This is a genomic window from Marinobacter sp. NFXS11 (assembly GCF_040148675.1).
Taxonomy (GTDB): Bacteria; Pseudomonadota; Gammaproteobacteria; order Pseudomonadales; family Oleiphilaceae; genus Marinobacter.
Map to the genome: position 1 here is coordinate 1 of NZ_JAGDDV010000004.1, position 26,192 is coordinate 26,192.

General features: G+C 55.6%; 22 protein-coding genes. 5 read left to right on the top strand and 17 right to left on the bottom strand.

Annotation, left to right across the window (positions count from 1 at the left end):
* Positions 1-375: 375 nt before the first annotated feature.
* The 6 genes from msrQ to J3362_RS18760 form a co-directional block, all read right to left on the bottom strand.
* Positions 376-981, bottom strand: a complete 606-nt coding sequence (gene msrQ, locus J3362_RS18735) for a protein-methionine-sulfoxide reductase heme-binding subunit MsrQ (protein WP_502882451.1) — start codon at positions 979-981, stop codon at positions 376-378.
* 17 nt (positions 982-998) lie between these two features.
* Positions 999-1,973, bottom strand: a complete 975-nt coding sequence (gene msrP / locus J3362_RS18740) for a protein-methionine-sulfoxide reductase catalytic subunit MsrP (RefSeq protein WP_349521746.1) — start codon at positions 1,971-1,973, stop codon at positions 999-1,001.
* A gap of 97 nt (positions 1,974-2,070) precedes the next feature.
* Positions 2,071-2,889 (bottom strand): CDP-diacylglycerol--serine O-phosphatidyltransferase, encoded by an 819-nt coding sequence (gene pssA / locus J3362_RS18745; RefSeq protein WP_349521747.1) that lies wholly within the window; start codon positions 2,887-2,889, stop codon positions 2,071-2,073.
* Positions 2,890-2,978: 89 nt separating this feature from the next.
* A complete protein-coding gene (gene ilvC, locus J3362_RS18750; protein ID WP_148607683.1) occupies positions 2,979-3,995 on the bottom strand; it encodes a ketol-acid reductoisomerase in 1,017 nt (338 codons plus the stop codon).
* 64 nt (positions 3,996-4,059) lie between these two features.
* Positions 4,060-4,551, bottom strand: coding sequence for an acetolactate synthase small subunit (gene ilvN, locus J3362_RS18755; protein ID WP_008170692.1), 492 nt, complete (start codon positions 4,549-4,551; stop codon positions 4,060-4,062).
* A 2-nt stretch (positions 4,552-4,553) separates the two neighbouring features.
* Complete coding sequence (locus tag J3362_RS18760) at positions 4,554-6,272, bottom strand: acetolactate synthase 3 large subunit (protein WP_349521748.1); 1,719 nt, start codon at positions 6,270-6,272, stop codon at positions 4,554-4,556.
* A 521-nt stretch (positions 6,273-6,793) separates the two neighbouring features.
* On the opposite strand from J3362_RS18760, the gene J3362_RS18765 reads away from it, so the two are divergent.
* The gene (locus tag J3362_RS18765) at positions 6,794-7,267 is read left to right on the top strand and encodes a DUF4124 domain-containing protein (RefSeq protein WP_349521749.1); all 474 of its coding nucleotides are present in this window, start codon (positions 6,794-6,796) and stop codon (positions 7,265-7,267) included.
* Between the two features lie 50 nt (positions 7,268-7,317).
* On the opposite strand, the gene clpB is transcribed toward J3362_RS18765, so the two are convergent.
* From clpB to rluD, 3 genes are all read right to left on the bottom strand, one after another.
* Positions 7,318-9,894: an ATP-dependent chaperone ClpB gene (gene clpB, locus J3362_RS18770; protein WP_349521750.1), complete on the bottom strand. Its 2,577-nt coding sequence runs from the start codon at positions 9,892-9,894 to the stop codon at positions 7,318-7,320.
* 315 nt (positions 9,895-10,209) lie between these two features.
* Positions 10,210-10,965 carry a peptidoglycan editing factor PgeF gene (gene pgeF, locus J3362_RS18775; RefSeq protein ID WP_349521751.1) on the bottom strand — a complete coding sequence of 252 codons (756 nt, stop codon included), beginning with the start codon at positions 10,963-10,965 and terminating at the stop codon, positions 10,210-10,212.
* Positions 10,955-11,932, bottom strand: a complete 978-nt coding sequence (gene rluD, locus J3362_RS18780; protein WP_349521752.1) for a 23S rRNA pseudouridine(1911/1915/1917) synthase RluD — start codon at positions 11,930-11,932, stop codon at positions 10,955-10,957. Before rluD ends, pgeF begins: the two co-directional genes overlap by 11 nt.
* A gap of 134 nt (positions 11,933-12,066) precedes the next feature.
* On the opposite strand from rluD, the gene J3362_RS18785 reads away from it, so the two are divergent.
* Positions 12,067-12,900: an outer membrane protein assembly factor BamD gene (locus J3362_RS18785; protein WP_349521753.1), complete on the top strand. Its 834-nt coding sequence runs from the start codon at positions 12,067-12,069 to the stop codon at positions 12,898-12,900.
* Between the two features lie 52 nt (positions 12,901-12,952).
* Here the strand turns inward: J3362_RS18785 and J3362_RS18790 are convergent, their stop codons facing one another.
* On the bottom strand, positions 12,953-14,623 hold the full coding sequence (locus tag J3362_RS18790; RefSeq protein ID WP_349521754.1) for an NAD+ synthase: 1,671 nt from the start codon (positions 14,621-14,623) through the stop codon (positions 12,953-12,955).
* 93 nt (positions 14,624-14,716) lie between these two features.
* Between J3362_RS18790 and J3362_RS18795 the strand changes: the two genes are divergently transcribed.
* The 3 genes from J3362_RS18795 (at position 14,717) to J3362_RS18805 (ending at position 18,470) form a co-directional block, all read left to right on the top strand.
* Positions 14,717-16,372, top strand: coding sequence for a sensor histidine kinase (locus J3362_RS18795; RefSeq protein WP_349521755.1), 1,656 nt, complete (start codon positions 14,717-14,719; stop codon positions 16,370-16,372).
* 56 nt (positions 16,373-16,428) lie between these two features.
* On the top strand, positions 16,429-17,817 hold the full coding sequence (locus J3362_RS18800) for a sigma-54-dependent transcriptional regulator (RefSeq protein ID WP_349521756.1): 1,389 nt from the start codon (positions 16,429-16,431) through the stop codon (positions 17,815-17,817).
* A 95-nt stretch (positions 17,818-17,912) separates the two neighbouring features.
* Complete coding sequence (locus J3362_RS18805) at positions 17,913-18,470, top strand: GspH/FimT family pseudopilin (protein ID WP_349521757.1); 558 nt, start codon at positions 17,913-17,915, stop codon at positions 18,468-18,470.
* Between the two features lie 6 nt (positions 18,471-18,476).
* Here J3362_RS18805 and J3362_RS18810 read toward each other — a convergent pair whose 3' ends face one another.
* From J3362_RS18810 to ispH, 7 genes are all read right to left on the bottom strand, one after another.
* Positions 18,477-18,884 carry a type IV pilin protein gene (locus tag J3362_RS18810; RefSeq protein WP_349521758.1) on the bottom strand — a complete coding sequence of 136 codons (408 nt, stop codon included), beginning with the start codon at positions 18,882-18,884 and terminating at the stop codon, positions 18,477-18,479.
* A gap of 21 nt (positions 18,885-18,905) precedes the next feature.
* Positions 18,906-22,412, bottom strand: a complete 3,507-nt coding sequence (locus J3362_RS18815; protein ID WP_349521759.1) for a pilus assembly protein — start codon at positions 22,410-22,412, stop codon at positions 18,906-18,908.
* Positions 22,409-23,011, bottom strand: a complete 603-nt coding sequence (locus J3362_RS18820; protein WP_349521760.1) for a pilus assembly PilX family protein — start codon at positions 23,009-23,011, stop codon at positions 22,409-22,411. Before J3362_RS18820 ends, J3362_RS18815 begins: the two co-directional genes overlap by 4 nt.
* Before the next feature lie 10 nt (positions 23,012-23,021).
* Complete coding sequence (locus J3362_RS18825) at positions 23,022-24,053, bottom strand: PilW family protein (RefSeq protein WP_349521761.1); 1,032 nt, start codon at positions 24,051-24,053, stop codon at positions 23,022-23,024.
* Positions 24,050-24,490 (bottom strand): type IV pilus modification protein PilV, encoded by a 441-nt coding sequence (gene pilV / locus J3362_RS18830; RefSeq protein ID WP_349521762.1) that lies wholly within the window; start codon positions 24,488-24,490, stop codon positions 24,050-24,052. Before pilV ends, J3362_RS18825 begins: the two co-directional genes overlap by 4 nt.
* A 23-nt stretch (positions 24,491-24,513) precedes the next feature.
* The gene (locus J3362_RS18835) at positions 24,514-24,993 is read right to left on the bottom strand and encodes a GspH/FimT family pseudopilin (RefSeq protein WP_349521763.1); all 480 of its coding nucleotides are present in this window, start codon (positions 24,991-24,993) and stop codon (positions 24,514-24,516) included.
* Positions 24,994-25,229: 236 nt separating this feature from the next.
* Entirely contained in the window at positions 25,230-26,183 is a 954-nt protein-coding gene (ispH, locus tag J3362_RS18840; protein ID WP_349521764.1) for a 4-hydroxy-3-methylbut-2-enyl diphosphate reductase, read from the bottom strand.
* Positions 26,184-26,192 lie beyond the last annotated feature (9 nt).

A 26,192-nucleotide genomic window follows, 5' to 3' on the forward strand; every position in this document is an offset into this window, starting at 1 on the left:
AACTCAATTTCGACGAGTCACTGTCCTGATATTTCATATCCGAAATACCTCGGCCAGCGCCCACACGAATTACTTGGTCAACTTTTTAAAGAGCGTTTGAGCTGTTGCTCAATCAAGGCCGCGTATTTTACATCGTTCCGCTGCCCTGTCAACCGTTTATCTGAAGAATTTCAAAACTCGTTTTCTTCAGTACTTTCAAACAGTTGCTTTTGTCTGGGAAGTTGCCGTAAGTGGCTTGTCCCTCAGAAGTGGTGCGCATTCTACAGGCGTCAGGAAAACTGTCAACGAGGTTTTTGAATTAATTTATAACGGTCTCGGTTTCCACGTACCTCTCTGAGCAGGAACTGTTCATTTAGTTCAATTTTCAGGCAAAAATCAGCCTCTGGTAAAGGGAATCAACCCTCGAACCCCACTCCATTTCCAGCGCAGCGCCAGCAAACCCGAGATCACCAGACCATAAACGACCATTTCACCGATGTCGCTTCTCGCCTGCCAGATAAAGTGAACCCATGCGACTATGGCAATCGGATAGATTAGCTTGTGCAGTTGCTTCCAGCTCTTACCCAACCGCTTCATCATTCCCTTGGTTGAGGTTAAAGCCAGAGGAATCAACATCAGAAAAGACAATGCACCCGCCACAATATAAGGCCGCTTGGTAAAGGTGGCCCAAAGATCACTCCAGCCCAGGATGAATTGCAGAAATGCCAACACGTGCAGGACGGTATAAAAGAACGCAAACAGACCGAGCATTCTGCGAACCCGGATCCAGCCCGCCCAGCCGGTCCAGTGTTTGAGCGGAGTCATGCATAAGGTCACTATCAACAACTGGAAGGCAGCAATACCCAATGACTCTGTCACTTCCTGCCCAGGATCTGGACCGAGCGACTGCCCCGCAACGTTGATAACCAGCACCAGAAGGGGAACGCTGGCGAGAAACGCGACCAACAGGCGAAAAATCAGAACAGAGCCTGAACGATCCATTATTCACTTACCGCTCATCAATAGAACTTACTCAAATCCATACGCTTATACAGATCGGCAACCTGCTCGCCATAACCATTGAACTTGACGGTCTCCATCCAGTTGGGAGAGAGCAGACCTGAAGGCAGTCTTCGTTCCCGCTTCTGGCTCCACCTTGGATGGTCAACCTCGGGGTTAACATTGGCATAGAATCCGTATTCCTGGGGCGCAAGCATCTCCCAGGTGGTTTTTGGCCGCTCCTCCTGGAACCGGATCTTTACGATTGACTTGATGCTCTTGAATCCGTATTTCCAGGGGACAACCAGTCGGATAGGCGCGCCATTCTGGTTGGGCATGGTCTTACCGTAAAGGCCGACCGCCAGGAAGCTTAACTCATTCATTGCCTCATCCATTCGCAACCCCTCCTGGTAAGGCCAGTCGATTGTGCTGAACAGTGAACGCTGTCCGCGCATCTGGTCCGGGTCGTGTAAGGTTTCGAAATAGACGTACTTGGCGCGAGAGTTTGGCTCAAACTTTTTTAGAATGTCCGCCAAAGGAATACCGATCCAGGGAATCACCATTGACCAAGCCTCGACGCAACGGAGGCGATAGACACGCTCCTGATAGTCGTGAGGCTTGAGCAGGCCTTCCAGTGCGTACTCCCCCGGTCGCCCACACTCACCCTCAACGACGATAGACCAGGGATCAACGCTCATTTCATCGGCGTACTTGGCCGGATCCCCTTTCCCGGTGCCAAATTCATAAAAGTTGTTGTAGCGCGTGACGTCCTCGAACGGTGTTTTTTCCTCGTCGGTAGAAAAACCGGGCATTGCAACATAGTCCAGCGCTTCTCCAGGGACCGGAAGCTTCGCAGCGGACAACAAACCAGGCATTGATAGACCCGCGGCCACAGCCATCGTGCCGGACATGAATTTCCGTCGATTGAGGAAGACAGATTCGGGGGTAACTTCTGAGTGAGGCAAAACCCAGGATGGGCGCTTCTTGATGAACATGAAAAGTCTCCGTCAGGGCGTCAGCCAGCTAAGGCGTTGACCGGAGACTGTGGTGAAAATTCCCGGACCTCGCTGAGGAGGTCCGGGAAGCGGGAACTCAGTCAGCGGCGCCTGGAGCTTTCCGGGGCTTGCCACGGAATAGCGCACGAACAGGGCCGGACAACGCGTATATCAGAAATCCGGTAAAGAGTACGGTGGCAGGGTCCAGCGCGATCACTACAAACACCAGAACAACAAGCAGAATAGCAGCAAACGGCACCCGACCACGCAGATCCAGATCCTTGAAACTGCGGTACAGAATATTGCTGACCATCAGCACGCCAGTGCCTGCCACCACCACCATGGTCAGCAAGGTGAGCCAGGCAGCGGGTTCAAAGAGATGAAAACACCAGACCATGCCAGCAACGCACGCTGCGGCAGCTGGACTGGGCAAACCAACAAAGAACTTCTTGTCGACCGAACCAATCTGGGTGTTGAAGCGGGCCAGGCGCAGCGCAGCGCCAGCCACGTAGATGAACGTAACGGCCCAACCGACCTTATCGAAGGCGTTCAGCGACCAGAAAAAGGCGACAAGCCCGGGAGCTACACCAAAGGCAACCATGTCAGCGAGGCTGTCGTATTCCTCACCGAACTTGCTCTGGGTATTGGTCATGCGAGCTACACGCCCATCCAGACCATCCAGGATCATAGAGACGAAAATTGCAATTGCGGCGTTATCAAAGACGCCGTTCGCAGCCGAGACAATGGCGTAGAAACCTGAAAACAGCGAGGCTGTTGTGAGCGCATTGGGAAGCAGGTAAATACCTTTGCGGCGGACCGGCGCACCTTCCACCAGCTCCTCTTCAACCACTTCTCCGGCCTCGACTTCATAGTCCGGGTTCTGCTTGCCGTCGGCAGTTTTTCTTTCTTCAGTCATTCCCATTACTCCGGAAAGCGTTTGGGCGGAGTATATACGAAAAACGCGGCCACCCGGGCCGCGTTTTTCAAAACCAGGCGGAATTCCGCTTAGTTTTTGTCCTTATCCACAATCTTGTTCGCGGAGATCCACGGCATCATGCCACGCAGTTTTTCACCAACCACTTCGATGTCGTGGGCAGCGTTCTGGCGACGACGCGCCGTCATGGACGGGTAGTTCAGAGCGCCTTCAGAGATAAACATCTTGGCATATTCGCCGCTCTGAATGCGCTTCAGTGCGTTACGCATCGCTTCACGGGACTGCTCGTTGATGATTTCTGGACCGGTCACATACTCACCATACTCCGCGTTGTTGGAGATGGAGTAGTTCATGTTGGCGATACCGCCTTCGTACATCAGGTCGACGATCAGCTTCAGCTCGTGCAGACACTCGAAGTACGCCATTTCCGGCTCGTAACCGCCTTCCACGAGCGTTTCGAACGCCGCTTTAACCAGTTCGACAGTACCACCGCAGAGAACGGCCTGCTCACCGAACAGATCGGTTTCGGTCTCATCCTTGAACGTGGTTTCGATGATGCCGGTACGGCCGCCACCGATACCGCTGGCGTAGGACAGAGCCAGATTCTTGGCGTTGCCGGAGGAATCCTGGAAGATAGCGATCAGGTCAGGAATACCGCCACCGTTGGCGAACTCGGTGCGCACGGTGTGGCCCGGTGCCTTCGGAGCAATCATGATGACGTCCAGATCCTTACGCGGAACGATCTGGTTGTAGTGGATAGCAAAGCCGTGGGCGAACGCCAGGGTGGCGCCTTGCTGCAGATTTGGCTCGATTTCCGCCTTGTACAGCTGGGCCTGGTATTCGTCCGGAGTCAGAACCATGACAACGTCGGCGGCGGCAACGGCAGACGGCACGTCGCTGGTCTTCAGACCATAGGCTTCCGCCTTGGCGATGGAAGAAGAACCCGGGCGCAGGCCCACGGTCACGTCAACGCCGGACTCTTTCAGATTGCACGCGTGAGCGTGGCCCTGGGAGCCGAAACCAATGATGGCAACTTTCTTGCCCTGGATGATGGAAAGATCGCAATCCTTATCGTAGTAAACCTGCATGAGAAACCTCTGTTATTTGTGATGGCCCCGAAGAGCCATATTGTTCAAACCCTGTTTGAAATCGTTAAAGGCTGAGCACCTTCTCGCCCCGGGCGATACCGGATACACCGCTGCGCACCACTTCCAGTACGCCCGACGTGCCAACGGCCTGAATAAAGCCGTCCAGCTTCTCGCTGTCACCTGCCAACTGAACCGTGTAAACGGAACTGGTCACATCCACGATCTGGCCGCGGAAAATGTCCACCGTACGCTTGATCTCGGCACGCTGGGAACCCGTGGCTTTCAGCTTGACCAGCATCAGTTCGCGTTCGATATGGGCGCCTTCGGTGAGATCCACCAGCTTGACGACTTCAATCAGCTTGTTCAGTTGTTTGGTGATCTGTTCGATCACCTTGTCAGAACCCGTGGTGGTCACCGTCAGACGGGACAACGTCTCGTCCTCGGTTGGCGCCACAGTGAGTGTTTCGATGTTGTAGTTGCGCTGGGAAAACAGACCCACCACCCGCGACAGGGCGCCAGGTTCGTTTTCAAGCAAAACAGAAATGATTCGACGCATGATCAGACCCTCTCCGTCTTGCTGAGCCACATATCTTTCATGGAACCCCGGGCAACCTGCATCGGATAAACGTGCTCAAAGCGATCCACGTAGATATCCACGAATACCAGCTCGTCTTTCATGGCCAGTACTTCTTTCAGTTTGGTCTCCAGATCCTCCTTCTTCTCAATCCGGACACCCTTGTGGCCGTAGGCTTCCGCCAGCTTGATGAAGTCGGGCAGGGATTCCATGTAGGACTCGGCATGGCGGGACTCGTAGTTCATGTCCTGCCATTGCTTGACCATACCCAGAGCCTGGTTATTCAGGTTGATAATCTTAACCGGCAGGTTGTACTGCTTGCAGGTCGACAGCTCCTGGATGTTCATCTGGATACTGCCCTCACCGGTAATGCACAGCACTTCGTCGTCCGGATGGGTCAGTTTGACCCCCATGGCCGCCGGCAGACCGAAGCCCATGGTGCCGAGACCACCGGAGTTGATCCAGCGGTTGGGCTTGTCGAACTTGTAGTACTGGGCCGCAAACATCTGGTGCTGACCGACATCGGAGGTTACGTACGCCTCACCATTGGTCAAACGACACAGCATTTCAATGACTTCCTGGGGCTTGATCACATCCGGGCTGGTCTCATAGCGCATACCATGGAATGCCCGCCACTCGTCGATCTGCTTCCACCAGGAAGCGATTGCGTCTGCGTCCGGCTTTTCCTTCGCTTCTTTCACCAGCGACAGCATTTCCTTGAGCACGGCGTCGACCGGGCCAACGATGGGCACATCGGCATCCACGGTCTTGGAAATCGAGGCCGGGTCAATGTCGATATGGATGATGCGCGCGCCCGGACAGAACTTCTCGGTAGCATTCGTCACCCGATCGTCAAAACGTGCTCCCACGCAGAGAATGAGATCCGAGTGGTGCATGGCCATGTTGGCTTCGTAGGTGCCGTGCATGCCAAGCCAGCCCAGGTGCTGTTTATCGCTGGCCGGGTAACAGCCAATGCCCATCAGGGTATTGGTGATCGGGTAGCCCAGAATCCGCACAAGCTCTGTCAGCTGATCCGATGCCTTGCCGAGAACAACGCCACCACCTGCGTAGATGATCGGGCGCTTCGCCGCCAGCATCATGTCGACTGCTTTCTTGATCTGACCGGCATGGCCGCGAATAGCGGGGTTGTAGGAGCGCAACTTGACCTTCTTGGGATAGGCGTACTCGTAACGCTCGTTCGGCGTGGTCATATCCTTGGGAATATCCACGACCACAGGGCCGGGGCGACCGGTCGCGGCAATGTAATACGCCTTGCGGATAATCTCCGGGATTTCCTCGGGATGACGGACACTGAGGTTGTGCTTAACCACCGGACGGGAGACACCCATCATATCGGTTTCCTGGAACGCGTCTTCGCCGATGAGGGTCGACGCAACCTGGCCGCACAGAACCACCATAGGGATGGAATCCATAAATGCGGTGGCAATGCCAGTGATGGTGTTGGTGGCTCCAGGACCCGAGGTCACCAGTACGGTACCTGGTTTTCCAGTCGCGCGGGCATAACCGTCGGCCATGTGGACCGCCGCCTGCTCGTGCCTTACCAGAATGTGTTTGACTTTGTCCTGCCTGAACAGCGCATCATAAATATGAAGGGCTGCACCACCCGGATAGCCGTATATGTATTCGATACCTTCATCTTGAAGGGACCGGATCAGCATATCGGCGCCAGACAATAACTCCACGATTTTCTACCCTCTTCTACGAGTGAATGAGCCGGGAAGGCTCCCGGTTGCCTGGATTCACGGTGTCCATGCTTCTTTTGAAAGCGGAACCGGCTACTCCTCCACACCTTGTTAAGAGGTTGTCTCCTGGCCAGCCGCCCTCCTGAGGGTTGCGGAGAACGGCCAATCAACGGGTTGCACGTAAGCAACAACCATCCCGCGACGGATGCGCGGCGCGTTCAGTGTGGTAATTGATGGGGGATACTCGCTCGGGATTGCCTGCCGTATTGACCCCAGTCTTCAGGCAATCGGTAATTCTGACAGCGCGAAACTCCCTGTCAATAGCCGCTGCAGGTTTCTGTGCCTATACTGGCCGAAGGTCTGCCATACTTGGAACAAATCCGATACAAAGATTTGAACCAGACAGAAGAAAATCCGCAATAGCGATGGCATGATAGGCAACATTGAAATTAGAAAAAACGGGCCCGGTCTATCCAGGTTGTCTGCCTGCCCGGGAGCAGTGAACATACGCGAGTTGAGCCATGAACAGAAAAATCCTGACGCTGACCTTATTGCTGGCCGTTGTACCAGGTGTCGCCACGAGCGCCTCTGTCTATAAATGGACCGATGAAAACGGAGTTACCCACTTTGGCGACCGACAGCCCACGGGCTCAAAGGCCGAGCGGGTCAATGTGCGTTCCGGCACCTCTACCGATGCTTCCGGCAACCGGCAGAGCCCTCAGGAGCGTCTGCAGAATATGCAAGAACAGCAGAACGAGCAGGCGGAACAGCGAAAGGAAACGGCAGTTGAAGAGGCCCGCAGAAAACAGCGGGAGGCGAACTGCGCGACCGCCCGCTCGAATCTTGAGCTGATAGAGCGCAATGCCCGCATCCGCATCGAGGAGAATGGCGAGCAACGATACCTGAGCCAAGAGGAAATTGCCGAGAAGAAAGCTGAAGCCCTCAGAATCGCTGAAGAAAACTGCGGGCCAGTCAAAAATAGTGACCAACAGTAAATCTTCAACGAAAGGGTCAGATGAAAAGCTCATCTGACCCTTTCTAAAGTTCAAGCTTTTGTAAAATTCAGGTGGTGATCCTCCACCGTACCCTTGATGACATCCCCCGGTACAAACTCTCCCTGTAGCAGACGCTGAGCCAGCGGATTCTCGATCATTCGCTGAATAGCCCGCTTCAAAGGCCGCGCGCCATATACCGGGTCGTACCCGACTTCGGCCAGCAACTCCATCGCGGCGTCATCCAGCTCCAGCTTCATATCCTGTTCTTTCAGGCGCTTGCTCAGAGACGCGATCTGAATCCGGGCAATGCCCTGGATCTGACTCTCCGCCAGCGGGTGGAACACCACCACTTCATCCACGCGGTTGATGAACTCGGGGCGGAAATGGGTGCCGACGACTTCCATGACCGCATTCTTCATGACCTCGTAGTTCTCCTCGCCCGCTTTCTGCTGGATGATGTCCGAGCCGAGGTTTGAGGTCATGACAATGACCGTGTTCCGGAAGTCGACGGTCCTGCCCTGCCCGTCCGTCAGGCGACCATCTTCGAGTACCTGCAGAAGAATGTTGAACACATCCGGATGGGCTTTTTCCACCTCATCCAGCAACAAGACGGAATACGGCCTGCGGCGAACCGCTTCGGTCAGGTAGCCACCTTCCTCGTAGCCGACATAGCCCGGAGGAGCGCCGATCAGGCGAGCCACAGAATGCTTCTCCATGAACTCGGACATATCAATCCGAACCATGGCCTCCTCGGTGTCAAACAGGAAGGACGCCAGGGCCTTGCACAGTTCGGTTTTACCCACACCGGTCGGACCAAGGAACAAAAACGACCCGTTGGGGCGATTGGGATCGGACAGCCCGGCCCGGGAACGACGCACGGCGTTGGACACAGCTTCAACCGCCTCATCCTGGCCGATAACCCGACCATGAAGCGCTTCCTCCATGCGCATCAGCTTGTCGCGCTCACCTTCGAGCATCTTGGACACGGGAATGCCGGTCCACTTGGAAACAATCTCTGCAATCTCCTCATCGGTCACCCGGTTCCGGAGCAGCTTCATTTCCATCATTTCGGCCTGGCTGGCCATATCCAGCTGACGCTCAAGCTCAGGAATCTGCCCGTACTGGAGCTCGGACATCTTGCCAAGATCACCGGCGCGACGGGCGTTTTCCAGATCAATCCGGGCCTGCTCCAGCCGGCTCTTGATCTTCTGGGAACCATGAAGAGCCGCCTTCTCAGTATTCCAGACTTCTTCCAGGTCCGCGTATTCACGCTCAACGCTGGTAATCACATCCGACAACTCGGACAGGCGCTTTTTCGAGGCCGGGTCGGTCTCCTTTTTCAGAGCCTCCCGTTCAATTTTCAGCTGAATCAGGCGCCGCTCCAGGCGATCCAGGGGTTCAGGCTTGGAGTCCATTTCCATCCGAATCTGGGAGGCTGCCTCGTCCACCAGATCAATGGCCTTGTCCGGCAACTGCCGGTCAGCAATGTAACGGTGAGACAGTTTTGCCGCAGCGATGATTGCACCATCGGTCACTTCTACCCCATGGTGAACCTCATAACGCTCTTTCAGGCCCCGCAGGATAGCGATGGTGTCTTCCTCGTTGGGTTCGCTCACCAGTACTTTCTGGAAGCGACGCTCAAGGGCGGCGTCTTTTTCGATGTTTTCACGGTATTCATCAAGGGTGGTCGCGCCCACGCAGTGCAGCTCGCCGCGGGCCAGGGCCGGCTTGAGCATGTTACCGGCATCCATGGAGCCTTCGGCCTTGCCGGCACCAACCATGGTGTGGATCTCGTCGATGAACAGGATGATCTGGCCTTCCTGTTTGGACAGCTCGTTCAGAACAGCTTTCAGGCGTTCTTCAAACTCACCCCGGAACTTGGCGCCGGCAATAAGGGCACCCATATCGAGTGACAGGACTTTCTTGTCCTTGAGACCATCGGGCACCTCGCCGTTGACGATGCGCTGGGCCAACCCCTCGACGATGGCCGTTTTACCCACGCCGGGCTCGCCGATAAGGACCGGGTTGTTCTTTCGGCGACGCTGCAATACCTGGATGGTGCGACGGATTTCATCGTCGCGACCGATCACCGGATCCAGCTTGCCGGCTTCGGCTCGCTCGGTCAGGTCGATGGTGTACTTGGACAGGGCCTGGCGATTTTCTTCGGCGCTGGCGTCATTGACGGCTTCACCACCGCGAACGTCGTCAATGGCCTTTTCCAGGGCAGCTTTATCAACACCCTGTTCCCGAAGTACCCGGCCCAGGGTACCCCGGTCTTCCAGGGCGGCCAGCAGCATAAGCTCACTGGAGATGTACTGGTCTTTGCGCTTCTGCGCGAGCTTGTCGGCAATGTTGAATAGGCGGCCCATGTCATTGGACATGGAGACGTCGCCGGCCGATCCCTGCACTTCCGGCAGGTTTTCGATTTCCCGGGCGATCGCCTGGCGAATACGTCCGGGCTCTGCGCCGGCCTGCTTGAGCAGGGGTTTGATGGCGCTGCCTTCCTGATCAAGCAGTGCCTGCACCAGGTGCACCGGCTCAATGAAGTTGTGATCTTTTCCGACCGCGATGGATTGTGCGTCCGCGAGGGCGGTTTGCAACTTGCTGGTCAGCTTGTCGATTCTCATGTGTACTTTCCCCAAATTTCTGCGAATACCATTGTGCCGTCGGTGGCGGATATTCGATTGCTTTGACAGTTAATGTAGGGGCAAGTAGAGGGACTTCAAGCGGGGCTGCGGTGTATTCGTCAGAAAATTGACGGCCGTCAGGTTTCAGTTTGGTGCAAGCCTGAGGCGGGAATGACTCTCCAGAACACGCCGTGAATACGTCCATGTAGGCTTGGCTGCAGCATTCATGCTGCAGACAGTTCTGGAGAGTCATTCCCGCCCCAGACCCAAACTTTGGAAATAACACAAAGATAACCGGTCAGTTGCCGATAATCCTTAATTCAGCCAGATCAAAGTTGCCATCCGCCCGGTCTGGCCATCTCTGCGGTAAGAAAAAAACCGATCTGGATTTTGAACGGTACACAGACCACCGCCAGTAACGTTGTAAACGCCGAGATGATTTAACCGTAAGTTGGCAAGCGCATAGATGTCCGCCATGAAATGCGCCGACCGGGCACCTTTCGCTTTGAAGGCGTGGACCGCTTCCGGATCATGCTTAATGAAGGCGTCGCGGACTTCCGGGCCGACTTCGAAACTGTCGGGGCCGATAGCCGGACCTAGCCAGGCTTGTAGGGTCTCGGGCGGAACGGCCATCTCGCTCACCAGATTCTCGATAACGCCGCCACTCAAGCTTCGCCAGCCGCAGTGGGCGGCGCCAACCACCGTTCCTTGCCGATCGGCGAGGATAACGGGCAGGCAGTCGGCGGTGAGAATGGCGCAGGCGATGCCCGGATAGCGTGTGTAGCTGGCGTCAGCCTTGGCGGTTTGTCCAACGCTACTCTGGGTCAGCTCAACCACTTCGGTACCGTGTACCTGGTTGAGCCAACCAATCCGTGCGCTATCCAGCCCCAAGGACTCGGCGAGTCTTCGCCGATTCTCTTGCACGTGTTCCGGGTTGTCTTCGACATGAACACCGAGGTTCAGGCTATTCCAGGGCCGATCGCTGACACCGCCTGCGCGAGTTGTGCTGATAGCTCTCACCCTATCGGGCGCAGGCCAGGCCGGTTTCAGGGCGTTTCCTTCAATAGTCACGGGCTTCCAGCTCCCGGGAGTGTTTGCGCAGAGCTTCTATCAACGCAACCATATCCTCAGGCAGGGGAACCTCCCAGGTCAGGATTTCACCGGTTTGCGGGTGTTCAAGGGTCAGCTGCCGAGCATGAAGGGCCTGGCGGTTGAACGCCGAAAGCGCCTCTCGAAGCTCTTCGGTGGTTCCCTTGGGTAACCTGAGTCTACCGCCGTAGAGGGGATCTCCGACCAGCGGGTGTTTTACATGGGCCATATGAACCCGGATCTGATGGGTTCGGCCGCTTTCCAGTTTGCAGCGAACGTGGGTGTGAGCGGCAAAACGCTCAACCAGACGATAGTGGGTTACGGCCGGTTTACCGGAGGCTACCACCGCCATTTTCTTGCGTTCCTGCGGATGCCGACCAATGGGTGCGTCCACCGTTGCACCACCGGTGAGTGTGCCAACCACGACGGCCTCATACTCGCGACCCATGGTTCGGGTTTGTAGCTGATCGACCAGGGACGTATGCGCAATCAGGCTGCGGGCCGCGACCATAATGCCAGAGGTGTCTTTGTCGAGGCGGTGTACGATACCCGCCCTCGGCAGATTCTCGACCTCCGGCGCGTAGTTCAGCAGGGCATTGACCAGGGTGCCATCGGCATGGCCGGCCGCCGGGTGCACGACCAGGCCCGCAGGCTTGTTGATGACCAGCAAGTGCTCGTCCTCATAGACGATTTCCAGGGAGATTTCCTCGGCCCGCCAGCTCACCTTAGCTTCCGGCTCGGCATCCAGCGCCAGGCGATCGTCCAGCATCACTTTGTCCCGAGGCTTTCGCACCTCGCCATTTACTGTTAACGCGCCGCTTTTGATCCAGGATTGCAGGCGGGAACGGGAGTGTTCGGGCATCAGCTCTGCTGCGGCCTGATCCAGGCGCCTATCGCTCAATTCCGGCGGCACAACAAAGTTGGCGAGGATTCGTTTTTCAGATGACATTAAGCCCCCAGGGCCTGTGTGTGTTACGTTTCGGTCAGATTATTGGAAACAGCGGGGCATTGCTCTGCACATGGCGTCACTTCCCCGCTACAATGACTGCCCTTGAATCAATCGACATTATACGGGATTCCGGAATGAGATCAGGTCTTCGTTTGCTCCTACTTTCCACACTGGTTGTTCTGGTCAGTGCCTGCGCCTCCAACAAGCAGGAAGAAGTGCTTCCGGAGAAGACCTATTACGAGAACGCCCGCGAGGCCATGACCTCTGGAAACTTCAACGAGGCAGAGCAGAACCTGGACGCCCTGGAAACCTATTACCCCTTCGGTCGCTACGCAGAGCAGGCCCAGCTTGACCTGATCTATGCCCGCTACCAGAACCTCGACCTCGAGGGCTCCCGTGCGGCCGCCGACCGGTTCCTGCGTCTTAACCCGCAAAGCGACCATGCAGACTACGCACTCTACATGCGTGGCCTGGCCTCCTATAACCTGGATATCGGCCTTGCGGCGCGCTATTTCCCGATTGATGTAGCGGCGCGCGACCCGGGCGAGCAGTTGCAGTCTTTCCGCGATTTTTCTGAACTGCTGAACCGCTATCCGGACAGCCAGTACGTCGCGGATGCCCGCCAGCGAATGATCGCGGTGCGCAATCGCATGGCCGAACTGGAACTCTACGCGGCCCGCTACTATGTGAAACGCCAGGCCTATGTCGCAGCCAACAACCGGGCACGGTACATCATCGAGAGTTACCCGACAGCGACGGTTACCGAAGAGGCTCTGATTATCCTCGCAGAAACCTTCCGCTTCCTCGAGCTGAGAAAAGGATCGCAGGATGCCATTGCCATGCTGCGAACCAACTTTCCGAAGAGTGACGCTTTCAATGCCGACGGCGAGTTTGAGGTGGACCTGCTGAAGGGCGAAAACCGGTCACTGACGAACGTCGTAACCTTTGGCTTGATGGGCGACGAGTAAAGCCTGAAACCGGGGCCAGGTGGTAGTGCCATCTGACCCCGGACTCCCGCGTCTACTTCCCGCTTTTCCAGCCATTCGTAATCGGATAACGACGGTCTTTCCCAAACCCGCGCTCCGTAATGCGGACGCCGATCGGTGCCTGCCTGCGTTTATACTCGTTGATATCTACAAGGCGAATAACCCGCTCAACGTCGACTCGCTCGAAACCTTCCGCAACGATCGCATCGGCACTGAAATCCCGCTCTACATACAGATTCAGGATCTGATCGAGCACATCATAACCGGGCAGGCTGTCTTCGTCTTTCTGGTCCGGCGCCAGCTCTGCCGAGGGTGGACGGGTGATCACCCGCTCGGGGATAACTTCTCCCTCCGAAAGCGTGTTGCGGTATTTGGCCAGACGAAACACCAGAGTTTTAGGCACATCCTTGAGAACGTCAAAGCCGCCCGCCATATCGCCATAAAGCGTTGAATAGCCCACCGCCATCTCGCTCTTGTTTCCGGTGGTCAGTACCAGGGAACCGAACTTGTTGGACAGGGACATCAGTAAGACGCCACGCAGACGCGCCTGCAGATTTTCCTCGGTCGTATCGGGCGTGGTGCCTTCGAAAGGTCCGGCCAGGGTTTCCATGAAGGCGTCGTACATGGGCTCAATGGAAAACACATCGTAATGCACGCCCAGCGCAACGGCCTCGGCCTCAGCATCCTCAAGGCTCATGCTGGAGGTGTAGCGAAACGGCATCATCACCGCACGCACACGATCCTTGCCCAGTGCATCGACGGCAACCGCCAGAGTCACAGCCGAGTCGATACCGCCTGAGAGCCCCAGAACCACCGATTGGAACCCGTTTTTGTTGACGTAATCCCGAACACCCACCACCAGGGCATTATAAACATTGGCCTCCAACGACGGCTCTTCGGGCAGAGGCTGGGATACCGGCTGGCAATGGTGCTCACAGAGGAAGTCAACCGGGTACAAGCCCTCGCCAAACTGCGGAGCCTCGGCCGTCAGCACACCCGAATGGTCGAACACCATGGAGCCACCATCGAAAACCAGTTCGTCCTGGCCGCCCACCAGATTCACGTAAACGATACTGACCAGATTCTCCCGGGACTTCCGCTCAAGCAACGCCTTTCGACGTGCCTGTTTATCGATATCGTAGGGCGAGGCATTGAGGTTCAGGATAAGACGGGCGCCTGAAGCAGCGCAGTCCTCCACCGGCCCCTCCTTCCAGAGATCCTCACACACAGTAATTCCCACCGGAACGCCCCGGATATCCAGAGTCAGAACATCCCGGCCCTCTGCAAAGTAACGCTTCTCGTCAAAGACCTGATAGTTGGGCGGGAAACGCTTGAAATACCGACCGTTAATTTTGCCGCCGTCGATGACCACCGCTGAGTTATAAAGCAGCGCGCCATGGCGAAGAGGAGCACCGATAACGATCACCGGATCCAGCTTTTCCGCCTGCAGCCTTTCCAACGCCTCATTTACGCGAACTTCCATGCTGGGCCGCAAGAGCAAATCTTCAGGCGGATAGCCGGTCAGGCAAAGCTCCGGGAACACCACCACGTCCGCCTGATGCTCGGACGATGCCCGGCGGGCTGCGTCCAGAACTAGCTCGGTATTACCAGGAATATCGCCCACCAGAAAATCCAACTGGGCCATCACCACCCGCAATTTTCTGGGCGACTCCCCGGACGCTGCCTGGTTTCCGGACACGGACATAAATCGGCTCCTGTAACTCATTGCCATGAAAAGGCTATTATAACCCCGCATAGGCGTGGATTTCTTCCGACCAACAGCGGATTCCTGTAAATCATGGCAGCAGATACACCAGTACGATCGGCCGAAGCGCTCGGCCCGGCCCCTTCGACACCGTCCGGAATCCAACAGGCCAAGCTGTTCAGGATCTACAACCACTACCGACTAGTCGTGAGTCTGATGCTGGTGGCACTGCTATTCGTGGATCCCGTCAACTTTGACATGCGGTTCCGGCTGTTGGATTACTACCAGGCAGGCGTCTCCGCTTACCTGGGTCTGAATGCCTTCATTGCCCTGCTTCTGGTGGCCGGCTTTCACCCCAGCCAGCGCCATATAACGCTTTCGATCCTGCTGGATATTCTCATCATGCATGGCCTGCTGCTTGCCAGTACAGGCATTACCAACGGCCTGGCCAACCTGGTGATTGTGTCTGTTGCGGCGGGCAACATTCTGACCCCGAGTCGCATGGGGACCTTCTACGCGGCTCTGGCTGCGATATGTTCCCTTGGCATATCCGGATGGGCCGTGCTGGCGCTGGGTGAGTCCGCCGACGATATCGTCCGGGCCGGCTCACTGGGCATCCTTTATTTCGCAGCAGCTTTCGTACTGCAGAGCATCTCCCGCCGAATGATGCGCAGCGAGGCTCTTGCCAGCAGCCGCGCCCGGAGCATCGCTGAACTTGAGAAGATCAACCAACAGATCATTCAACGCATGCGCACCGGCATTCTGGTGCTCGACCGTTTCGGCCAGATCCGCCTTGCCAACGCCGCCGCCGAAGAGCTTTTATACGGCGCCCCCAAAGTCTCGGCACCGATTCACGAGCGAGCGACCGTTTTGCCAAAGCCACTCAAACAGGGCCTGGACGCATGGCTGAAGGACCCGACAGAGCGCATCGAACCCTTTCAACCCTCACCCACCTCGCCGCTATTGCAGGTCAACTTTACTCAGTTGGACCAGGAGCGAGGCGACCAGATCCTTGTATTCATCGAAGATATGAGCAAAGTCACCCAGCAGGCGCAGCAAATGAAGCTGGCATCGCTGGGCAGACTCACGGCCGGCATTGCCCATGAAATCCGCAATCCGCTGGGGGCGATCAGCCACGCGGCCCAGCTCATGGAGGAATCCCCTAACCTCGACCCAGGTGATCATCAGATGCTCGGGATCATCCGGCGCCATTCGCGGCGGGTGAATGGCATCATCGAGAACGTGCTTGATCTTTCCAGGCGTCGAGCTGCCAACGCAGATCTGATCGAAGTTGCTCCATGGCTACAGGAATTCAAAGAAGACTTTCTGCAAACGCAGAATGAAGGCCGCGCTGAGGCCGAAATTATTCTTAAAATCGATCCCCAACTGCCATCTGCGAGATTCGACAAGAGCCAGATTGAACAGGTCATGGTGAATCTTTGCGACAACGGGCTACGCTACAGTGAACAGCACTCGGGGCAGCGAAGAATCGGCATCCATGCGGGGGCAACTGAGGACGGAGAGCGAACCTATATTGATGTCCGCGACCAGGGTCCTGGCATTGCACCCGAGCACAGAAATTCTGTGTTCGAACCCTTTTTCACCACAGACAAGACCGGAACCGGGCTCGGGCTTTATCTGGCCCGGGAACTATGCGAGGCTAATCAGGCCCATCTTTCGCTGGTAGAAGATAACAAACCCGGCTGCTGCTTTCGCATTACATTTGCTCATCCGGGGCGAATGATCTGAACCGGCGCCGGCGGATATCGGGCGCTTGAACAACGACATGGAACCGACGACACAAGATGACCAAATACACAGCGCTGATCGTTGATGATGAACCGGACATCCGGGAGTTGCTTGAGATCACCCTCACCCGGATGGGCATAACAACCCTCACGGCACCCGACCTCACCAGCGCCCGGAAATTGCTGGAACAGAACACCACCCACCTCTGCCTGACCGACATGAACCTGCCAGACGGTAATGGCATTGAACTGGTCCAGTGGATTCAGAAACACTCTCCGGCCACGCCTGTTGCAGTGATCACAGCGTACGGCAACATGGACACCGCGATTGAATCACTCAAAGCCGGGGCTTTTGATTTCGTGTCCAAACCGGTGGAGCTCCCCCGACTAAGGGAACTGGTCAATAGCGCCCTCAAACTCGCTGAACCCAAGCCAAACGCGGAAGATACAGCCGACGAGCCGGGCCTGCTACTGGGTAAGTCGCCAGAGATTCGCAAACTCCGAAACCAGACCCGAAAACTGGCCAGAAGCCAGGCACCGGTCTTTATCAGTGGCGAGTCTGGCAGCGGCAAGGAGCTGGTAGCCCGAATGATCCACCTTCAGGGACCCCGTCGCGAAGGACCGTTCATCGCTGTTAACTGCGGCGCGATTCCCTCGGAACTGATGGAAAGCGAATTCTTCGGCCACAAGAAAGGCAGTTTTACCGGGGCCGTGGAGAACAAAGACGGCCTGTTTCGCTCTGCCAACGGCGGCACCCTATTCCTTGATGAAGTGGCAGACCTGCCCCTGGCCATGCAGGTGAAACTGCTCCGCGCCATACAGGAAAAAGCCGTGCGACCGGTTGGCGATACCAAGGAAGTGCCCGTCGACATTCGGGTACTGAGTGCCACCCACAAGAATCTGCCGGAGCTGGTCCAGGAAGGCAGCTTTCGCCAGGATCTTTTCTACCGGGTCAACGTGATCGAACTCGCAGTGCCACCCCTGAGAGAGCGGCCGGATGATATTTCTCTGCTTTCGAATCACATTCTTGAACGGATTGCGAAAGAGTATGAGTGTGACCCTGCCTCGTTAACGCCAGCGGCCGTGGACAGACTGCGAAGCTATGACTTTCCGGGCAATGTCCGGGAACTGGAAAACGTCTTGGAGCGGGCTTTCACACTGTGCGACGCTGACCAGATCGATGCTGATGATCTGCATCTGGGGAATGGTGTTCAGCATGCAGCTTCGGCGTCGCAGATCATTGCCGAGGGCCAGGTTGGCGAGGGGGAAGGAATTGCCGTGCCCGATGGGGAGATTGATCTGGAAGGGTATCTGGAAAAGATTGAACGACAGGCCATCGAGAAGGCTCTTGAAGCGACCCGGTGGAACAAGACGGCGGCTGCAAAACGACTGGGAATCAGTTTTCGGGCGTTAAGGTATCGGCTGAAGAAGTTGGGGATGGAGTAGTAAGCGGTTACACTTTGCGTGGCCACTGGCCTTTGCAAGGCTTGGTTTTTGTAAACAGGATTTCAGGATGAAATCCTTCCCTCGGAGATTCAAGGATGAACGTCAAATATCAGACGGGTATCACACTCGTCGAGCTTCTCATTACTCTGGTAATTATCTCACTGCTTCTCGCCCTTTCGGGGCCTTCCTACAACAGCCTCGTAAACGCCAGCAAGCGCGATGCGGAGGTAAACGACCTGCTTGCTTTTATGGTAATGGCCCGTCATGAGTCCATCATGAGCGGTGAAATCGTCACTTTATGCCCACTGAATACCAAGAAGGAATGTGGACGGGACTGGAACGGGGAGTTACACCTGTTCAAGGATCCCGAAAATAACCGGGCTTTGAGCAATGATCGGCAGGTTATCCGCACCCTACCGGCAACCTCAACGGGAAAGCGAGTCGTACGTTCACTTTCGAGGAGCTATTTCCAATACCGGCCCAACGGCATGATACTGAGCGACTTGGGCAACATCACATGGTGCCCAGAGAATGAGGACCCCAAGGCGGCCGGGCATATCATTGTCAGCAGAGGAGGCAGGGTTCGGCTGGCAACCGACCTGGATGGCGACCAGATTCCGAACCGTGCTAATGGCAAAAATGTTGACTGTTAACCAATATTACCAACAGTCCGCTTCCGCACCTCCACGAGCACCGCTGTTATCCAGCGTCAGCGTTCCGCAACGGTCCCCGGTTTGGGGGCCGGTCGGTTGCGCCTGCAAAGCAAAGGCGTTCTGAGTTACATTACCGTTGAAGCTGATGTTGTAGAAGGTAGTCCCCGTCCTTGGGGAGATCGTGAAGGGAAGCGCGGGCTGATTCCCTCCCTCAAGATATGAGTAGTCCTGAGAATACTGGCGCTCCATCCATTGCGCCAACTCCAGGAGATCTGCTTGAGCATTGGTCCGCCGGGTCTGACGGACATTCTCCTGGTACGAAGGATAGGCAATCGCTGCGATGATGCCGATGATTGCCACAACGATCATCAGCTCAATTAGCGTAAACCCTGCTGCCCGTTTCCTTATCATCATATTATTATCCCGAACTGGTTTTTACTGAGTAAGTTCTCGCCAACCTTTCCGGCCGAGCGCCAAACCAAATGGGGGCAGTGCGTCCAACTGCGCGCCGCACCCAGCGCAATCGTAGGCAAGGTATTCGTCCCAAACCTTCAGTTGCGAGGGCACCCCTTCGACTTTATAGCCCATTGCGTTATAGGTTGAGTCTTCGAACGCACCGATGCTTTCGCCATCATCCAGCCCTACAAGGCCTTCTTGAATGTCGAATGCCATAATCCAGCCATCGCCGCCGCCTTTACACGGATCAACACTGGGGATCAGGGTACTCACATACACGTAATCGCCACGAATGACACCGTTAGTCACAATGCGTTCGCCACTGACTGGCAGATCTGCATACCAACCTGACTTGCTTTCGTAATCAACAGGATCACCTTCCGCGTAGCGAATAGTCTGGCTTACGCCATCAATTTGGCCGGTTCCCACAACCAGATCGCGCTCTACTAGGTTCGCCTCGGTAACGGTGGTCTTGGTGTCTGCGGTTTCAAGTACACCATAAAATGATTGCTCTGAAATGGAGCTGTTATCACTTCTCTCCAGGTACTTACCCGTTCCGAACAAAATCATCAAGTTCGGGTCTTTGCCTGATGAGGTAGACGGACCAACAGTCGGGGCGCCGGTAATCGGCTTGTTGACTGTGACATATGGACGCGCCGCACTTCCTGACTTATATGCAGAATCCCAACCGCCATTTCCTCCAACAGCAACCCACATGTTTCCGTCGAGGTCACCAGCGTATACCCGGTCCGCAATGTAGTCACTGGTATTGTCGATAACCGTGAGAGCCGACAGTCCGTCTCCATTTTCAAACTCTATATACTCGAAGTCGCCAGTATCCCAGGAGCCATCCAGCCCGCCTTCCATGTCCAGCATGAAGAAGCCAGTTGACCCTGTGTTGTAGCCGCTAGGCACAAAGGCAGTCCATCGATAGTCACCGCCGCCCCAGTCAGCCAGGGAAACGACTGGCGGCTGAACCAGATTGCCGAGTTTCTCATGGGTGAATTCCCAAAGGACGGTTGACTGCGCATTTGACTCTGAGAATGAGTCCGGGTCGGTAATGTCCAGAGCAAAGATACCCGGTGCACCCCCTCTGCCACCACCAATCAAAACGGTCTTCCATCCTGCATCAGATAGACCGCCCGCAGAATTTCTACCCTGGATATACATGTCAGTCACTCTAGTTTCGAGGTCCACATAGTATCGATGCTCATAGCTCGGCTGTGTCAGGTAGTGAAGACCTTCAGCGACTTCTGTGGAGTACATGAAGTCAGGAACGTATGCCAGGAGCTCCTCCCCGCCGTCTTCATCATTGGTGCCCTTGAAGGCATGCAACATCCCGTCGTTGGAGCCGGCATAAACAACCGGCGTCCTATCCTCGTTAGATTTCCGGAACACCGAATATTTGCCGTCGCCAAAGGCCGAACTGTTGGGCCACTCAGAATCCGGAGCGGCAACAAACCGCGGTGTCGAGTTCACGATAGAACCGAGGCGACTGCCACGTTTGCGGAAGTTAGTCAGATCTGCTTCGAACGAGCGGTCACCGCGCAGGTAGGCCAGACGGTCCTCGGCCAACGCGGCGTTGCCGGTCGCCAAGTCAGCTTTCTGGTCGGCGGTCAATTCGCTCCAGCGGAAAGGTCGCCCTCTAGTACCGTCAAACGTAATGATGTTCCGGTCGTTTTCTGTCAGATCGCGGTTCTTCAGTTTTTCTCTCGCAGACCAGCCAGAAGCGCCTTCACCAGGGATCTGCGGCTCGCCCTCTTCAGACGCCTGAAGCTCGACAGCTTTGACGTCACCAGTCCAACCATTAGGATCAAACGCTGCGGAAAACAACAGCGAGCCTTCCTTGAAGGAGGTTATACTGAAATCCAGGCCCGTCGCCGAACCAGCACGAGCACTAGTATCATCAAGAATGCTCTTGATGGCGCTTTGATAGTCCTCCGCGCTGGAGGCACTGTAGAAACCTCCCCGGCTGTTTACCGTAGCATGCAGGAGATCATTGATCTTATCTTCGTTGGTGCTTCCGCCCCACCAGTCAACCTGAGTTCCGGTCAGTGCACTCTTAAACGCAGTTGTGGGGTCCACGGAGCCAGTTACGCCCAAACCAACCCCAAACGTCACCATATGTTGCCAAAAGGCCGGGTCACCAGGCTTCTGGAGGTCTTCAGTGTCGGTGTCTTCCGAAACAGGAACATAGTTATCAATATCGGTTCGGAGATCCCGCTTCCAGTAATGCATTGCAATGTCGGCAAGGGAAACTCGACCGTTGTAACCATCAGAATATGGCGCTGACGGGAGATACTGGTATGGCGCGTTCAAACCGGTTGTGATGTTCGGCCCATTGGTGTCGTCGGCTTTTACTGTCAAGTCCGGATCGTAACTGCTGCCAGTATTGTAATAACCATCGGTCATCAGCAAAGCATAGCTAGGACGGCATTCTCGAGCGGGATTGGTCACAGCGTCTGGGGAGCGCGAAGGATCATCCACCCAGGCTCTGAGACTGTTTTCATAATATTGCCCCGCCCCTTCCAAGGCGCGCTGCAACGGAGTCGACCCGGAGGCATTACGTTCATAGAGCCACGTGAAAAACTGATCTTTCACATCTACATAGGGCCGCACGCCAGAGCGAACCGCACGAACTGAGGCTCCATCTACCGTGTTTCGACCACGGTTGATTTCCCCCCAACCTAATCGAAGATCCTGAGAGACTCCCTCTTCTTCAAATGCTGCCGCAAATGCCGACCCCGTGCCGGCTTTGGCAAGCATCATCCTTGTGCGGTAGTAAGAAAACCAGTTGGCAAAGTTCTGACGCTGTGAGTCAGCATCCCCTGGAAACTCGCTATTGGGAATCGCTTTTCGATCCAGACAGGAGGACGTCACATTGCTGCCGCAAGAACCATCGGGCATGTAGACGAAGGCCTGACCTTTATTGGCGGCAGGGCTGACGGTGAACCCACCAATCTGATACCAGTTTCCATAATAGTTCAGCCAACCACTATAGAAGTAGTCATCCATAATGGCCGTATATTCGTTAGACAGGTTTACAGTAGAGCTGCCACTGGAGTAGCCGTCCATTGGTGCATTGAAGAAATCGGCATTCGCGAATGAGGTCCCATCACTCCGAACTGGAGGCGCATAGTTCGTGTTGGGATTGTAGTAGATAGTGTTTGTCGCCGGAGAGACCAACTCTTCGTTGCCGCTCGTATCAAGACCGCAAAAATCCTCGCTGTCATAGACTATGTAACTGCTACAGTTGGGAAGCTGGCTGCCGCCACCGGTGACTCCGGGATTCACCAATTCATCTGGCATGAACCCCCACCTCATGGAGCCGGAGTCGTCCAGAATAAAGAGCATATTCGCTTCCACTGAGCCGCCCGAAAAAAGAGGTTGCTGAGCGAAATTCACTTCGGCATAGCCGGACGCCGGGACGCTGAGCAGCATACCTGCAGCCAGATGGGCCAATTTGGTTTTGGTCATCGAATTCATCCTTCGTTACCTCCCGCGGCAACCTGATCCGGATCGAAGAAATAGAAGCTTTCGATCATTTTTCGACTTTGTCCTGAGGGGCCATTGGCCATAACGACAACCCTCACTGTTTCCGCATCTGCGGACAGGGAACTGGATCCGCCAGCGGCGTCCCCCCGCCCTTGGTAGTTCAAGTTGCGGACAGATCCCTCAGCACCGCCAACGTTGAGACTCACCAGTCCGCGGTATTCAATAAAGTACATCGGCGTAATTCCATCGACGGCGTTAGCGCTGAGCACTTCGCCCCCCTCGTTATCCCAGGTTCCATCATCGAAAACCGGGGGCGCGTAACCAATGTGATACCAACCATTCTTGTTACCGGTTCCATCTGCATTGCCAAAGTTGTCCATATTTTTGAGATTACCCAGAATGGCCTCTGCCTCCCGCAAACCGGCCTCGGCGGCCTCCAATGCGAGAGCGCTTTCTCTTGACGCTGTGGACATCCGTTCCTGCATGATCGACCCCTGCATCGAAGAGGCGCCGAGTATCGACATGATCAGCAAAATAACCAGCGACATCATTAATACAACGCCGCTCTGGGTTCTGATTGATATGTTCATCACCACCTCTCTAGCGTGACGCATTTCGAACGTTCATGGTGAAGGTATAAGCCCGGTACAGCCGGTTATCAGGTGCCTGGAAATTAGGGCCTCCAGCACAGTCCGCCCAGCGCGGGAAACAGAGCGATTGGGCCCCATCGAAAAGGTTGTTGTCGCCGCCACGGACAAGCAAGCTCACTTCAACAGCCCGCACATTGTTCCAGTTAACGGCACCCGTTGACTCGGTCCAGTTATTCACCGGGTTGTTCGCTGTATTGGAAGTACCCATTCTGACCCGCATATCGAACACTCCCTCAACCAGCTCCACTGGTGCCTGATTCGGCACAAGTCTCATGAGCGCTCTCTCACCGGTTACATTACTGGTCCCAACATACAGCGTTCGATTATAAGGGCGCAGAATCTGTGCACCCGCACCATAGGAATTAGAGAGACAGTTCGTGCAGCCGTTGTCCAAAAAGTTATTGCCCGGATCATCCTCTCCGCTGTTTGAGACAACGGTAATTTCAGCACCACCGCCACCACCTTGCTGGATATTCGAAATCTGGAAAATATCGGTACCGGTGCAGTCAGAAATTGCAATGATATCATTTACCTGCAAACCTCCACGCTCATTTACCTCAAGCGAGGCGGACGTTTCAGGACCGAGAGTCGAGATTTCATTGCCGTTATTTTCCATACCGGAGAAACGAATGAAGTGAGTGCCTGCAACGGCTCCAGCTGGCCGTTCAGCATTTCTGGACGAGATCGGTGCGTCGATGTCGAACTCGTGAGCATCGGCATCGAATGCTTCATCAGTGTCATCAAGGTTATTAACGACGTTCTCGATGTTGCAGCCAAAGTATCCAGCACCTCGTATCTCACGCCCAAGAATCTCCGTAGCGATGCGCCCGTATTCCTGAGTGCGTGCCGTCGCTTCCGTAATCCGAAACGAAAGGTTATTGGAGTTAAAGATCTGGAACAGACCTACTGTCAACAGGGTTGCCAACACAAGTGCGACCATCAGCTCGACGATCGACAGACCTGCCTGTCGCTGAAACCTCATTCTCTGTACCTCACGTTTAGGCTGAAGGACCCAGTGACTTCTTCTTTCTCAACTGACTGACCACCTTCTGCCGATCCTGAACCAGGATCCAGTCGGTTCATTCTCTCTACCCACTGCACTGAAATCACAGCGGCATTGCCGCCATTTGCTTCCACCGTCCCAGTACTTCCTGGTCCCAAGTCGTTCTTCAACTGAGACACCCAGTCCTCCACTTCACCAGCGGCGGGAATACCCCGAATGGATCGAATGTATTCCGCCATCGTCTGGGTGTGCATAATGGCAACAGAGCGGCTGTCGGCCGCTGCGGTCTGCTGCATCGATACCGTCTGCAGCCCGGCAACGCCAAGCAACCCTATCGCCATAATGATTAGTGCAATCAGCACTTCGATCATCGTAAAGCCGGAAGAAGCTCTTCTGTGCCGATTAAAATCACTCATCGACCTTCCCTCTCGAAACTGACTTAAGAACATGCCGGGGCAACCTGATCACGGGACGTTTGTCCGCCGGCGTTTACAACCACGGCAACACCAGCCTCTCCGTTCCCTGGGCACACCCGATACACTGTTGAAGCCCCGTTCTGCTTCATACCGTTACCGCTAAAAGTGGGGTCGACCCCTCCCGTTCGCGACAAGGTCACGCTCCCTGGCATTGGTTCGATCCTGCGGATGACCGTATTGACATCGGAAGCCAAGACAACTCGCAAGCCATTATTGTAGGCTCCGCCCACGGGTAAGACCTGAACCGGCTCGCCCCTGCGCACAGCCTCGGAGCGCGCAAAGTTGAGAATACCGATGACACTGTTTGCCGCAGATGTTTGGCGATTCGCTTCAATCAATCCGCGAAATCCAGGGACAGCAACGGCTGCTGTTATCGCAATCAAAGCGATCACTACCATCAACTCGACCAGCGTAAACCCGGCGTTTTTTCGTTTTGTCGTCATAGTTTCCTTCCACTTTGACCTATGAAGAGAATAGCGAGGGATACATCCTGTCTCTACAGGCATCTGACAGATGGTTTCTTTCCAGCGATAAACGGCGCCCCCTCTAGAATAATGTGACGAGAATCACACGGCTCCAGGGACGCTTAACTCGGGGGGGATGACTGACTTCAGCGCGAACCCAGTCACGTGAACAGTTGGACCGCGGGGGATGAGGCCCGGAAGAACAGCAAGTGGCTCTAATCTATTTCTGTAACCTCAATCCGCAACTCCCGCGGCATAGAAAACACAATATTCTCCTCGCGCCCGGCAATCTCCTCCGGGACGCTTCCACCGAGCTCTCGCAAGCGAGTAATCACATCGTTTACCAGAACCTCCGGAGCTGAGGCGCCAGCAGTAACCCCAACCGAAGTCTTTCCTTTCAGCCAGGCGGGATCGATCTGTGAGGCCTCATCAATCAGATAGGCCGGCGTGCCCATTCTCTCGGCGAGCTCGCGCAGGCGGTTTGAGTTGGAGCTGTTCGGCGAGCCAACCACCAGCATCAGGTCGCAGTCGCCGGCCAACTGCTTAACGGCGTCCTGACGGTTCTGGGTGGCGTAGCAGATATCGTCTTTGCGCGGGCCCTGAATCTCCGGAAACTTTGCACGGAGGGCGTCGATGACGCGGGCGGTATCGTCCATGGACAGGGTGGTCTGGGTAACGTAGGAGAGCTTACCGGGGTCTTTAACCTCCAGGTTAGCCACGTCCTCCTCGTTTTCGACGAGGTAGATTTCACCACCATTGCTATGGTCGTACTGCCCCATGGTGCCTTCCACTTCCGGGTGGCCGTGGTGGCCTATCAGCACGCATTCCCTGCCATCGCGACTGTAGCGCATGACTTCGAGGTGGACTTTGGTAACCAGCGGGCAAGTCGCGTCGAAGACTTTCAGGCCGCGGCGGGCTGCTTCATTCTGCACTGCCTGGGAGACGCCGTGGGCGCTGAAGATAACAAGCTTGTCGTCTGGCACTTCGTCCAGCTCATCCACGAAGATGGCGCCACGGTTGCGCAGGTTATCCACCACGAATTTATTGTGGACCACCTCGTGCCTTACGTAGATGGGCGCGCCGAACACGTCCAGCGCCCGGTTTACAATTTCGATGGCGCGGTCCACGCCGGCACAAAAACCTCGGGGATTGGCGAGTCGGATCTGCATATCAACCTG

Coding starts and splice junctions, on each gene's coding strand:
- msrQ (WP_502882451.1), bottom strand. CDS start 981: ATGGATCGTTCAGGCTCTGTTCTGATTTTTCGCCTGTTGGTCGCGTTT.
- msrP (WP_349521746.1), bottom strand. CDS start 1,973: ATGTTCATCAAGAAGCGCCCATCCTGGGTTTTGCCTCACTCAGAAGTT.
- pssA (WP_349521747.1), bottom strand. CDS start 2,889: ATGACTGAAGAAAGAAAAACTGCCGACGGCAAGCAGAACCCGGACTAT.
- ilvC (WP_148607683.1), bottom strand. CDS start 3,995: ATGCAGGTTTACTACGATAAGGATTGCGATCTTTCCATCATCCAGGGC.
- ilvN (WP_008170692.1), bottom strand. CDS start 4,551: ATGCGTCGAATCATTTCTGTTTTGCTTGAAAACGAACCTGGCGCCCTG.
- J3362_RS18765 (WP_349521749.1), top strand. CDS start 6,794: ATGAACAGAAAAATCCTGACGCTGACCTTATTGCTGGCCGTTGTACCA.
- clpB (WP_349521750.1), bottom strand. CDS start 9,894: ATGAGAATCGACAAGCTGACCAGCAAGTTGCAAACCGCCCTCGCGGAC.
- rluD (WP_349521752.1), bottom strand. CDS start 11,932: ATGTCATCTGAAAAACGAATCCTCGCCAACTTTGTTGTGCCGCCGGAA.
- J3362_RS18785 (WP_349521753.1), top strand. CDS start 12,067: ATGAGATCAGGTCTTCGTTTGCTCCTACTTTCCACACTGGTTGTTCTG.
- J3362_RS18790 (WP_349521754.1), bottom strand. CDS start 14,623: ATGTCCGTGTCCGGAAACCAGGCAGCGTCCGGGGAGTCGCCCAGAAAA.
- J3362_RS18795 (WP_349521755.1), top strand. CDS start 14,717: ATGGCAGCAGATACACCAGTACGATCGGCCGAAGCGCTCGGCCCGGCC.
- J3362_RS18800 (WP_349521756.1), top strand. CDS start 16,429: ATGACCAAATACACAGCGCTGATCGTTGATGATGAACCGGACATCCGG.
- J3362_RS18805 (WP_349521757.1), top strand. CDS start 17,913: ATGAACGTCAAATATCAGACGGGTATCACACTCGTCGAGCTTCTCATT.
- J3362_RS18810 (WP_349521758.1), bottom strand. CDS start 18,884: ATGATGATAAGGAAACGGGCAGCAGGGTTTACGCTAATTGAGCTGATG.
- J3362_RS18815 (WP_349521759.1), bottom strand. CDS start 22,412: ATGAATTCGATGACCAAAACCAAATTGGCCCATCTGGCTGCAGGTATG.
- J3362_RS18820 (WP_349521760.1), bottom strand. CDS start 23,011: ATGAACATATCAATCAGAACCCAGAGCGGCGTTGTATTAATGATGTCG.
- J3362_RS18825 (WP_349521761.1), bottom strand. CDS start 24,053: ATGAGGTTTCAGCGACAGGCAGGTCTGTCGATCGTCGAGCTGATGGTC.
- pilV (WP_349521762.1), bottom strand. CDS start 24,490: ATGAGTGATTTTAATCGGCACAGAAGAGCTTCTTCCGGCTTTACGATG.
- J3362_RS18835 (WP_349521763.1), bottom strand. CDS start 24,993: ATGACGACAAAACGAAAAAACGCCGGGTTTACGCTGGTCGAGTTGATG.
- ispH (WP_349521764.1), bottom strand. CDS start 26,183: ATGCAGATCCGACTCGCCAATCCCCGAGGTTTTTGTGCCGGCGTGGAC.